Origin of the sequence: Pseudomonas benzopyrenica, assembly GCF_036884265.1 — a bacterium.
GTDB classification, from domain to species: domain Bacteria; phylum Pseudomonadota; class Gammaproteobacteria; order Pseudomonadales; family Pseudomonadaceae; genus Chryseomonas; species Chryseomonas benzopyrenica.
This window is the reverse complement of the sequence record NZ_CP145723.1, coordinates 4397308-4407932: the sequence shown is the minus strand read 5'-3', so window position 1 is coordinate 4407932 and position 10625 is coordinate 4397308. Positions and strand designations below refer to the sequence as shown.

Below are 10625 nucleotides of genomic sequence, written 5' to 3'. Positions count from 1 at the left end.
CCCGCCCGGGTAATGCCGGGTAACAGAGGTCCGGGCTTTCTTCGCTGTCCAGGCTGGGCGGCGAGGCGGCAGACTGTCAGACTGCGGGCAGGGATTCTGCCGCCGGTAATCTATGTACGCCTTCACGCAACGCCAGGCCATCTTGGCCAGCTGGATCATCGTCTTCACCGCGCTCTATCTGGTTCTCCCGCTCAAGCTCCTGCCCAGCCTGCTGGCCGGCCTGCTGGTGTACGAACTGGTCAACACCCTGGCCGGGCGCCTGCAGCGCCATCTGCCCGGCGGCGGCGCGCGTTGGCTCGCCGTCGCCCTGCTCGGCACCCTGGTGGTGAGCCTGCTGACGCTGTTCTTCGTCTGGTTCACCAGTTTCATCATCCAGGAGGTGCAGAATCCCGGACGACTGCTGGACAAGTTCATGGTGCTCACCGAGCGTGCACGCGCCCAGTTGCCGCCCTCGCTGGACGCCTACCTGCCAGCCAACGCCGACAGCATGAAGCAGGAGCTGGTGGAGTGGGTGCGCGCCCATGTGGCGCAACTGCAGCTGTTCGGTCGGGATGCGGCGCGAACCTTCGTCATCGTGCTGATCGGCATGATCCTCGGCGCCATCGTCGCCCTGCAGCCCACCCCCGATCCCGAGCGCCTGCGCCCGCTGTCCGGCGCGCTGCTGGTGCGGCTCGGCCTGGTGGCCCAGGCCTTTCGCAACATCGTCTTCGCCCAGATCAAGATCTCCCTGCTCAACACCACCCTGACCGGCATCTTCCTGCTCGGGGTGTTGCCGCTGTTCGATGTCCATCTGCCGCTGGCCAAGACCCTGGTGATCCTCACCTTCATCCTTGGCCTGCTGCCGGTGATCGGCAATCTGATGTCCAACACCCTGATCTTCATCGCCGGCCTGTCGCTGTCGATCTGGGTCGCGGTGGCGGCGCTGGGCTACCTGATCGCCATCCACAAGCTGGAATACTTCCTCAACGCTCGCATCGTCGGCGGCCAGATCAGCGCCCGTTCCTGGGAGTTGCTGGTGGCCATGCTGGTGTTCGAGGCGGCCTTCGGCCTGCCGGGGCTGGTGGCGGCGCCGGTGTATTACGCCTATCTCAAGAGCGAGTTGAAGGCGGAAGGGCTGGTGTGATGAACGGCCAGATCCGCGTCCTGGCGCTCTGTGTCCTGCGTCAGGGCAACCGCATCCTGGTGCGTGAGACGCAGGATCCGCACGATGGCCGGAGTTTCTGCCGGCCTCTGGGCGGTGGCGTGGAGTTCGGTGAAACCAGCCAGGCGGCCGTGCGTCGCGAGATCCGCGAAGAACTGGGCGTCGAGCTGGCCGAGTTGAGGCTGCTGGGCACCCTGGAATCGCTGTTCAGCTACGCGGGACGGCCGGGTCACGAGGTGGTGCTGGTCTACCGGGCCGAATTTGCCGATCGGCAGCTCTATGCGCAGACCGAGCTGCCCGGTCAGGAGAGCGATGGTGAAGCCTTCATGGCCACCTGGCGCTCGCTCGATTCCTTTGACGACACCTGCCGACTGGTACCCGAAGGCTTGCTGGAGCTTGTCACCAGCACTACCTGAGGCCTTTGCCGCTCACTAGCGATCCAGATTCGCCCACATGCGCTGCCAGAAGGCGCCGGCTTCTTCGTTGATGGTGCGCCACCGCTGTTCCAGACGCTCGCGTTCGGGCGTGCCCAGGTCGTCCGGACAGGCCAGGTAGCGATCGGCGGCGGCCTGGGCTTCGGCCTGCAAGCGGCGCCATTCGCGCACGTCATCCAGCCAGCAGCGGCCGGTGACGGTCTCGTAGTACTGGTGGGCGATCGCGTCTTTGCTCATGGGGCTTTCCATATAGGGGATACAGCCCTAGACCGCACCTGAAGCACGGGGTGCCCGCCTCAGACGTCGAAGAAGTCCACATGGCCGTTTTCCAGGGTGTAGTAGGCGCCCACCACCTTGACCCGACCGTCCTGTTGCGGCGCGAGCAGGGTCGGCTCGGAGGCCGCGCGCAGCCGCCGGACCGTGCGCTGCACATTGCTGCGCACCGCGGCTTCCAACAGATCCGTTGGATTGCCGGCGCGGGCGCTGAGCACCGCCGGCAGGATGGGTTCGATCATGGCGCCGATGGCACCGGGATAGAGGGCGTTCTGCTCCACCACCGCCACCGCGGCTTCCACCGCGCCGCATTTCTCGTGGCCCATGACCACGATCAGTGGCACGCCCAGCTGGCTGATGGCGTATTCCACCGAGCCCAGGGCGGTGGTGTCCAGGGTATTGCCGGCGTTGCGCACGATAAACAGCTCGCCCAGGCCACGGCCGAACAGCAGCTCCGGCGAGACCCGCGAATCCGAACAGGACACCAGCACGCAAAAGGGCGTCTGGCCCTTGGCGATCGCCAGACGCCGATCGCGGTTGGTTTCTCCATGCAGGGGCTGGTCGTCCATGAAGCCCTGGTTGCCGTCGATCAGCCGTTGCAGGGCCTGCTCGGCAGTGAGGGTGGTGTGGGCCTTGGCCGGCGCGGCCAGGGCAGGCAGGGCCAACGGGGCCAGGGCAGCGGCCACCGGCAGGCAGCAGGCGCAGTGCAGGAGTTGGCGACGTGACAGGGCGGGCTTCATCGGGACACCTCTTGGCGTGGGGGCGTGCCGGTACTGCGGTCTCCAGCGCTAGGGATAACTATTGTCCGCCGCCGCCGATCCTGCCAGGCGAGGCGGCGCGTATCCGACCCGTGGAAAAGCGCCAGGCATGAAAAAGCCGCGTCGGAACGCGGCTTCGGGACTCGCTCAGGCGGGCGTCACTGCCGCGCCAATACCGTGCTGCGACCCGCCTTGGGCGCGCCCGGCAGGGGGCTCAGGGCGCCGGTTTCCAGCCAGCGACGGACGCGGGTGGCATCGGCCATGTGGGTGAACTTGCCGAAGGCGTCCATCACCACAAAGGCCACCGGACGACCGGCCATCACGGTGCGCATCACCAGGCAGTGACCGGCCTTGTCGGTGTAGCCGGTCTTGGTCAGCTGCACACTCCAGTCGGCGTTGTAGACCAGGTGATTGGTATTGCGAAAGCCCAGCACATAGTTGGGATTGTGGAAGGCCTGGGTCTTTTCCGGGGTGGTGCTGAGCTGACCGAGCAGCGGATAGCGTTCGGTGGCCTTGAGCAGGGTGACCAGATCACGCGCGGTGGAAACGTTGAGCGGCGACAGGCCGGTGGGCTCGGCGTAGCGGGTGTTCTTCATGCCCAGGGCGCGGGCCTTGGCATTCATGGCGGCGACGAAGGCGCGCTGGCCACCTGGATAGTGGTGGGCGAGGCTGGTGGCGGCGCGGTTTTCCGAGGACATCAGCGCCAGTTGCAGCATGTCGCGCCGGGTCAGCTGACTGCCCAGGCGCACCCGCGAGAAGATGCCGCGCATGGCCGGATTCTCGCTGATGTCGATGTCGATGGTCTGCTCCAGCGGCAGCTTGGCATCAAGCACCACCAGGGCGGTCATCAGCTTGGTCACCGAGGCGATGGGGGCGACCTGATCGGGATTCTGGGAAAAGAGCACCTGGTTGGTCTTGAGGTCCACGACCAGGGCGTGGTTCGAGGCCAGGCGCTGGGCAGTGGCGGCAGCCGCGGCCTTGACCTTCGGTGGGGTCTGGGCCAGGACGGCCGGACTCAGCCCGACCAAGCCAGCCAGCAACAAGCCGGCGAGTTGATAACAGATCTTCACGGTAGCAGCTCTCAAAGGGGGCGGAATTAGAACAACCGCGAACGGCAATGCCCCTTGCAGATCAAGGACATTGCTCAGAGATTTCACGTCTTTTATCACCCGGAATGTCGGCTGGGAATCCGACAGGACAGCTTTTTACACAGCGCGCTGGCAAAAAGTCACAATTAGTTGCAGATGGGCGACGAACGGCAGGGATGGCGGAGCGAAAGGGCGCCCGAGAAGACTCGGACGCCTTGCCTTTCAGTCGTGGGCTTCCTGGGCGGCGGGGCCGAGCATGCTGCCGGTGACCAGGTAGCGCTCGTGCCAGGCCAGGGCCTCGGGCAGCAGGTGCGGGGTGTGCTTGCCATGGCTGCCGGCCAGGGCGCGCGCGAAGTAGTCCTCCAGTGCCGGGCGGAAGCTGGGGTGCACGCAGTGTTCGAGGATGGCCCGGGCGCGCTGCTTGGGACTGAGCATGCGCAGGTCGGCCAAGCCTTGGTCGGTGACGATCACCGAGACATCGTGCTCGGTATGGTCGACGTGGCTGACCATGGGCACCAGGGTCGAGATCAGCCCGTTCTTGGCCGTGCTCGGCGCCATGAACACCGATAGATAGGCATTGCGGGCGAAGTCGCCGGAGCCGCCGATGCCGTTCATCATCCCCGTACCCATCTGGTGGGTGGAGTTGACGTTGCCATAGAGGTCGGCTTCGAGCATGCCGTTCAGGGCGATGCAGCCCAGACGGCGCACCAGTTCCGGATGATTGCTCACCCCCTGCTGGCGCAGGATGATGCGCTGGCGCAGCGCTTCGGCGTGTTCGAGGAAGCGCTCGATGCCCGCCGGACTCAGGGAGAAGGACGTCGCCGAAGCCAATTCCATCTTGCCGCTGATGAGCAGTTCCAGCATGCCGTCCTGGATCACCTCGGTGAAGGCGGTCAGCCCTTCGAACTCGCTCTCGGCCAGGCCCTGCATGAAGGCGTTAGCGATGTTGCCGACCCCCGACTGGATCGGCAGCAGGTTGGCCGGGATACGACCCTGACGGACCTCGAAGCGGAGAAAGTCCAGCAGGTGCGCGGCGATGGCCTGGGAGGCGGCGTCCGGTGCCTTGAACGGGCTGTTGCGATCGGGGGCATCGGTCTCCACCACGGCCACTACCTTGTCCAGCGGCACCTCCAGGTAGGGCGATCCGATGCGGTCGCCGGGATGGGCCAGCGGAATGGGCGTGCGGTGGGGCGGCAGGGCGCCATCGGTGTAGATGTCGTGCATGCCGTCCAGGGCATCGGGCTGCCAGCGATTGACCTCCAGGATCACCGCATCGGCCATGTCCAGCCAGGTCTTGTTGTTGCCCACCGAGGAAGAGGGCACCAGCAGACCGTCTTCGCGGATCGCGGCGATCTCCACCACCGCCACATCGATCTTGCCGAAGAAGCCATAGCGCACCTTTTCCGCCAGCTGGCCCAGGTGGATGTCCATGTAATCCAGGCCGCCGGCGTTGATGCGGCTGCGCAGCTCCGGATCGGACTGGAAGGGCACCCGCAACTCGATGCCATCGACCCGCGCCAGGGCACCGTCCAGCTCCGGTGCGGTGGAGGCACCGGTCAACACCTTGATGCGAAAGGGCTCGCCGGCGCCATGGCTGGCGGTGATGCGCTGGGCCAGGGCGCCGGGCACGGCCTTGGGATAACCGGCCCCGGTGAAACCGCTCATGCCCACGGTCATGCCGTGACGAATGAACTGCGCGGCCTGCTCGGCGCTCTGGCGCTTGGCGGCGAAACCGGGATGGCGAATACGGTGGGACATGACGACCTCTGCGGGTGTTATCGAAAGCACACTAAGAATGTGGATTCTACGCCGAAGGGATGCTTAGGTCCCTAAGCAAAAGGTCGGGTGGGCGGGGAAATTTTGGAGTAGGGCGTAGGTTGGGTTGAGACGGCTTTACCGTCGAAGCCCAACGGTGTCTAGTCATTCCAAACATCGGTATTTGTAGGTTGGCGCTGAGCGCAGCGAAGCCCAACGGATTAGGGTTGTGGGTGCCCTAGCTGTTTATCGTGGTTTGCTGATGCTTTTTTTCGCCCACCCGGGCGAGTCACTTTTGCCAGTCGCGGCTACGCGCCCCGGACAAAAGTAACCAAAAACGCTGTCCCCACGCTTCGGCCCTCCGCTGCGCTCCGAGTGATTCGCTCCGCTCACCCTTCGGGCCAGCCAGTAGCTGTTACTCCGCTTCGCTACGTTTCCCTCGCTCCGGCGCCGTGGCAGGGGCACGGCACGAAGGGGCCTCCTGCCCCTCGCGCCTTGCTCGGCGTCCTGCCTCGCAACCCCAGCCACGACATCGGAACTCGGCCTCACTGACGGGGACGGGGCGCAAGCCTGATGCCTGGGTGTTCACAGGTTTGGAACTTGGAAAACCACGCAGCGTTTTCCACTGAGGAGGTAACGCCTATCGCGTGGACAAGGCTGCGCCGTTGTCCACCCTACCGGTTTGCACCGAAGGCATCAGGCGCGCGAATCGCCCCGTTCAGGAGGGCGAACGCCGGCGTCGTGGAGTGGGTCGAGCCGCATGGATGCGGCGAGAGGCCTAACGGGCCATGGACGGCCCGTGTAGGCCGACCCCGGAATGGCGCTGGCGTGAGCGGACCTGGAGCGAAGCGGAAGGCCGGATGGTCGGGGCAAGCGTTTTTGCTTACTTTTGCGGCGATTGGCAAAAGTGAGTCGCCCGGGTGGGCGAAACAAAAGTCATCCGAGCACTCGATAAGCAGCCAGGGCACCGATAAAGGCATCACGGCAACCTCCGCAATGTTGGGCTTCGCTGTCGCTCAACCCAACCTACGGTGCTCCGTCCGGGCCTCCGCCTCACGCCACCATCATGATCCACGGCACCCCGATCCCCAGCAGCACCAGCAGGAACAGCGCACCGAAAATGGTCCCCAGTCGCCAGTAGTCGGCGCTGGGCAGGTAGCCGCTGCCGTAGTACACCGGACTCGGCCCGGTGCCGTAGGGGGTGATGATGCCCATCAGCCCCAGGGAGGTGCCCAGCAGCAGGGCGAATACCGGCAGGTCGATGCCGGGGATGCCCATGCCGGCGGCCAGCATCACCGGCAGCAGCGCGGTGGTGTGGGCGGTGGAACTGGCGAACAGGTAGTGGGCGAGATAGAACACCGTTACCAGTACCACCATGGCGGTGCCGGCGTGGAAGCCGCCCAGGTGGCCGGCGACCCACTGGCCGAACCAGGCGACGAAGCCGACCCGGGTCAGGCCGTCGGCCAGGGCCACCAGGGTGGCGAACCAGGCGAAGGTGTTCCAGGCGGCCTTGTTGCCCAAGGCATCGTTCCAGGTGATGACCTTGAGCAGCAGCATCAGCACGATGACCAGGATCCCCACCAACGCCGGGTCGGCCCAGGCGGCGCCAAAGATCCACAGCGCCAGGGCGCCGATCACCAGGGCCAGCAGCAGCTTTTCATCGCGTGTCAGCGGGCCGAGCGCGGCCAGTTCCTTGGCCGCCCACAGCGGCACCTGGTCGTTGCGCTTGATCTCCGGTGGATACAGCCAGTAGGCCAGCAGCGGCAGCAGGGCCAGCAGCAGGATGCCCATGGGCGCGGCGGCGATGAACCACTGGCCCCAGCTGATGTGCACCTGGGCGGTCTTCTCGATCAGGGCGGCGGCCAGCAGGTTAGGCGCCAGGGCAGTGAGGAACAGGGTACTGGTGACGCAGGTGGAGGAGATCGCCACCCACATCAGGTAGGAGCCGATGCGCCGCGCGCTGGCGTCGTTGGGCTTGGAATCGTAGAGCAGCGGCAGGTTGCGGATCACCGGGTAGACGGTGCCACCGCTGCGCGCGGTGTTGGACGGGGTGAAGGGGGCCAGGGCCAGATCGGCCAGCATCACCGCGTAGCCCAGGGTCAGGGTCCGGCGACCCATGGCCTTGACCAGCAGCAGGGCGATTCGCCGCCCGAGTCCGGTCTTCTCATAGCCCAGGGCGAACATGAAGGCACTGAAGATCAGCCAGACGGTGTTATTGGAAAAGCCCGCCAGACCCCATTTCAGTGCCTCCTGGGGCGCGCGAAAGCCCGGTGTCGCCAGTTGCGCCGGGCTGAACAGCACCCAGGGCGCCAGTAGGGCCGCCAGAGCTACCCCGATCAGGCCGATCACCGCGCCGGGCAGGGGTTCGAGGATCAGCCCCACCACCACCCCGGCGAAGAGGGCGAAGTACAGCCAGGCGTGAGCGGGCAGGCCCTCCGGTGCGGGCAGCAGCGCCAGCAGTCCGGTGACGGCGAGGGGCAGCAGGAATTTCCAGGTGGTACGCATCGGGCGCTCGCAGATTCCGGTGGTCTCGGGAAACCGGCCTGGGCCGGGACGGCTGACGACGGAGAGGACACTGGCCGTGAGGACAAGATGCCATCAGCGGCCGCAAGCTTTGCAAAGGTCGAGCGCCTTTCCCAGCGTGCTGGCCGTGGTCATTCGTCGCAGTCCTGCGGTCTCAGGTTCCCTGAAGGCATTCTTTCGCTATCGAGAATGACTTGCAACAACGCGAAGGCGCCGGTCGCTGGCGATTGCGCCCGTCGCTCACCTCGGCGAACAATCGGACTTTCCGCCAACCATAACAACACGAGGATGACCGCCATGAAGTACCGCCTGGGAGAACACCGCGTCGACGCCCATCCGCACAGCTGGGTCGCGCCTACCGCCGCGGTGATCGGCAAGGTGCGCCTGGATGAAGGCGCCAGCGTCTGGTTTGGCGCGGTGCTGCGCGGTGACAACGAACTGATCCACATCGGCCCCGATAGCAACGTGCAGGACGGCGCCGTGCTGCACACCGATCCCGGTTCGCCGCTGACCCTGGGGCGCGGCGTCACCGTGGGGCACCAGGCCATGCTGCATGGCTGCGAGATCGGCGACGGCAGCCTGATCGGCATCCACGCGGTGGTGCTCAACGGCGCGCGCATCGGGCGCAACTGCCTGGTGGGCGCCAATGCCCTGGTCACCGAGAACGCGGTGATCCCCGATGGCTCCCTGGTGCTCGGCTCGCCGGCCAAGGTGGTCCGCGCCCTCAGCGAAGCCCAGCAGGCGCAGCTGGCAGCCAATGCCCAGGTCTATGTGGCCAATGCGCGGCGCTATCTGGAGGAGTTGTTCGAGCAGGGGGAGTAGAAGAGGCTCGGGAGCCGCGCTCTGCACTGGATGACCCCCTCTCCCCATGGGCGAGGGCTGGGGTGAGGGTGAAACCACTCCGGGTTGTTGGGCTTCGCTGCGCTCACCACCGGCGGCGTAGCGTGGAAAACGGCGCAGCCTTTTCCACATGGAGATCAGGTGCCAGGCGCGCCCTCACCCCAACCCTCTCCCAGGGGGAGAGGGGGCTGTTCGAGCAGGCGTTCGTTTTCAGCGCCAAAGGCAGATTCGCTCCATTGTCGCCAGGCCATCCGCTAGCGCGGAACCACCCCCTCTCCCTCAGGGAGAGGGTCAAGCCGCTCCAGCTTGCTGGGCTTCGCTGCGCTCAACCCAACCTACGGCGATTCCCGTAGGTTGGGTTGAGACGGCTTCATCGTCGAAGCCCAACACCGGCTGCGTAGCGTGAAAAACGGCGCAGCCTTTTCCCATGACCATTCGCTGTCGGGCGCGCCCTCACCCCAACCCTCTCCCGAGGGGAGAGGGGGCTATCCGAGCAGGCGTTCGTTTCCAGCGCCAAAGGCAGATTCGCGATCCATTGTCGCCCCGCTATCCACGGCGCCGGACCACCCCCCTCTCTCTTGCGGAGAGGGCTGGGGTGAGGGGGAGGTGCCAAAGCCTGTTGGGCTTCGCTGCGCTCAACCCAACCTACGGCGATTCTCGTAGGTTGGGTTGAGACGGCTCCATCGTCGAAGCCCAACACTGGCCGCGTAGCGTGAAAAACGGCGCAGCCTTTTCCATATGACCATCGCTGCCGGGCGCGCCCTCACCCCAACCCTCTCCCGGGGGGGAGAGGGGGCTATCCGAGCAGGCGGCGGACCGCCTTGGCCGCGATGAGCCTCTACCTCATGGCTTCTCGAAGCGATAGAACAGATTCGGCTCGCTGACCACATACAGCCGGCCCAGGTCGTCCATGGCCACGCCCTCGGCCTGGGGCACGCTGCGGCTCAGGCCGTGCTGGCCGCGCAGCAGCGACAGGGAGCTGATCGGCTTGCCGTCGTCATCCAGCTCCAGTACCAGCCGCGACTGATCGGAGAGCGCCAGCAGATGGCCGGTGCCAGGGTCGAATTGCAGGCTGGAGAGGTCACGCACGAACAGGCGGCGGTCACGCTTGGGGTCGCTGCGCAGCGACAAGGCCTGCAGGCCCTCGAAGGCTTCGCTGCCCAGGCCGTCGATCTCGTAGATGCGTACCGGATCGCTTTCCTTGGCGACGAAGAAGCGCTCGCGGGCGGCGTCGTAGGCCAGGCCCTCGTTGCCGCGGTTGTCGCTTTCCACGTCGCTCAGGCTGAAAGGATGACTGACCTGGCGATCGTCAATGTCCACCTCGCGGGTGTCGGCGCCGATATGTACCCGCACCAGGCGTTGGCGGCGCTCTTCGCTGATCATGTACACACCCGGCTTGATGTACTCGATGGCTTCCGGATCGCTGAATCCCTTGAGGTCCACCTGGCGTAGCAGCCGGCCATCCAGGTCGAGTTCGAGAAAACGCGCCGGCTTGTTGGTGACGCTGACCAGGGTGCGGCGGTCGGGGTCGAAGCTCAGCGCCGAGACGTCGGTGATGCCCTCGCCGATGGGGCGCGCTTCCACGCTGACGCGATAGCTCGGCAGCCACAGCGAGCGGGCCTGCCGACTCTCGGCCTGGAGCTGGCTCTGGACGTTGAACCAGAGGCGCTCGAACAGCCGGTGCTGCTGGGCCACCAGGGTCAGGGTCAGCAGCAGCGCGGCGCCTAACAGGGCACCCAGGGTGCGCGGGGAAAACAGCGGAAGCATCGACAGGGTCCTGAGGCGGTGATGCCGCGCAGCCTAAGGGCGCCAC

General features: G+C 65.9%; 9 protein-coding genes. 3 read left to right on the top strand and 6 right to left on the bottom strand.

Annotated elements, in window-relative coordinates:
* Positions 1–112: 112 nt before the first annotated feature.
* Together V6W80_RS20895 and V6W80_RS20890 are read left to right on the top strand one after the other, a co-directional pair.
* Positions 113–1123 (top strand): AI-2E family transporter, encoded by a 1011-nt coding sequence (locus V6W80_RS20895; RefSeq protein WP_007161081.1) that lies wholly within the window; start codon positions 113–115, stop codon positions 1121–1123.
* Positions 1123–1557: an NUDIX hydrolase gene (locus tag V6W80_RS20890; RefSeq protein ID WP_338545295.1), complete on the top strand. Its 435-nt coding sequence runs from the start codon at positions 1123–1125 to the stop codon at positions 1555–1557. The genes V6W80_RS20895 and V6W80_RS20890 overlap by 1 nt, the downstream gene beginning before the upstream one ends.
* A 15-nt stretch (positions 1558–1572) precedes the next feature.
* Here V6W80_RS20890 and V6W80_RS20885 read toward each other — a convergent pair whose 3' ends face one another.
* The 5 genes from V6W80_RS20885 to V6W80_RS20865 form a co-directional block, all read right to left on the bottom strand.
* Positions 1573–1812: a hypothetical protein gene (locus tag V6W80_RS20885; protein WP_257705159.1), complete on the bottom strand. Its 240-nt coding sequence runs from the start codon at positions 1810–1812 to the stop codon at positions 1573–1575.
* Between the two features lie 59 nt (positions 1813–1871).
* Positions 1872–2588, bottom strand: coding sequence for a carbonic anhydrase (locus V6W80_RS20880; RefSeq protein ID WP_064308404.1), 717 nt, complete (start codon positions 2586–2588; stop codon positions 1872–1874).
* A gap of 176 nt (positions 2589–2764) precedes the next feature.
* Positions 2765–3676: a D-alanyl-D-alanine endopeptidase gene (gene pbpG / locus V6W80_RS20875; RefSeq protein ID WP_338545294.1), complete on the bottom strand. Its 912-nt coding sequence runs from the start codon at positions 3674–3676 to the stop codon at positions 2765–2767.
* Between the two features lie 240 nt (positions 3677–3916).
* Complete coding sequence (locus V6W80_RS20870; RefSeq protein WP_064308403.1) at positions 3917–5452, bottom strand: acetyl-CoA hydrolase/transferase family protein; 1536 nt, start codon at positions 5450–5452, stop codon at positions 3917–3919.
* Positions 5453–6502: 1050 nt separating this feature from the next.
* Positions 6503–7954 (bottom strand): anion permease, encoded by a 1452-nt coding sequence (locus V6W80_RS20865; protein WP_338545293.1) that lies wholly within the window; start codon positions 7952–7954, stop codon positions 6503–6505.
* A 315-nt stretch (positions 7955–8269) separates the two neighbouring features.
* Between V6W80_RS20865 and V6W80_RS20860 the strand changes: the two genes are divergently transcribed.
* Positions 8270–8794 carry a gamma carbonic anhydrase family protein gene (locus tag V6W80_RS20860; protein ID WP_183633851.1) on the top strand — a complete coding sequence of 175 codons (525 nt, stop codon included), beginning with the start codon at positions 8270–8272 and terminating at the stop codon, positions 8792–8794.
* A gap of 861 nt (positions 8795–9655) precedes the next feature.
* On the opposite strand, the gene V6W80_RS20855 is transcribed toward V6W80_RS20860, so the two are convergent.
* Positions 9656–10579, bottom strand: a complete 924-nt coding sequence (locus V6W80_RS20855; RefSeq protein WP_338545292.1) for an SdiA-regulated domain-containing protein — start codon at positions 10577–10579, stop codon at positions 9656–9658.
* Between the last annotated feature and the right edge of the window lie 46 nt (positions 10580–10625).

What these genes read in the sequence shown, in the direction of transcription:
- V6W80_RS20895 (WP_007161081.1), top strand. Translation starts at nt 113, where the DNA reads ATGTACGCCTTCACGCAACGCCAGGCCATCTTGGCCAGCTGGATCATC.
- V6W80_RS20890 (WP_338545295.1), top strand. Translation starts at nt 1,123, where the DNA reads ATGAACGGCCAGATCCGCGTCCTGGCGCTCTGTGTCCTGCGTCAGGGC.
- V6W80_RS20885 (WP_257705159.1), bottom strand. Translation starts at nt 1,812, where the DNA reads ATGAGCAAAGACGCGATCGCCCACCAGTACTACGAGACCGTCACCGGC.
- V6W80_RS20870 (WP_064308403.1), bottom strand. Translation starts at nt 5,452, where the DNA reads ATGTCCCACCGTATTCGCCATCCCGGTTTCGCCGCCAAGCGCCAGAGC.
- V6W80_RS20855 (WP_338545292.1), bottom strand. Translation starts at nt 10,579, where the DNA reads ATGCTTCCGCTGTTTTCCCCGCGCACCCTGGGTGCCCTGTTAGGCGCC.
- V6W80_RS20880 (WP_064308404.1), bottom strand. Translation starts at nt 2,588, where the DNA reads ATGAAGCCCGCCCTGTCACGTCGCCAACTCCTGCACTGCGCCTGCTGC.
- V6W80_RS20865 (WP_338545293.1), bottom strand. Translation starts at nt 7,954, where the DNA reads ATGCGTACCACCTGGAAATTCCTGCTGCCCCTCGCCGTCACCGGACTG.
- V6W80_RS20860 (WP_183633851.1), top strand. Translation starts at nt 8,270, where the DNA reads ATGAAGTACCGCCTGGGAGAACACCGCGTCGACGCCCATCCGCACAGC.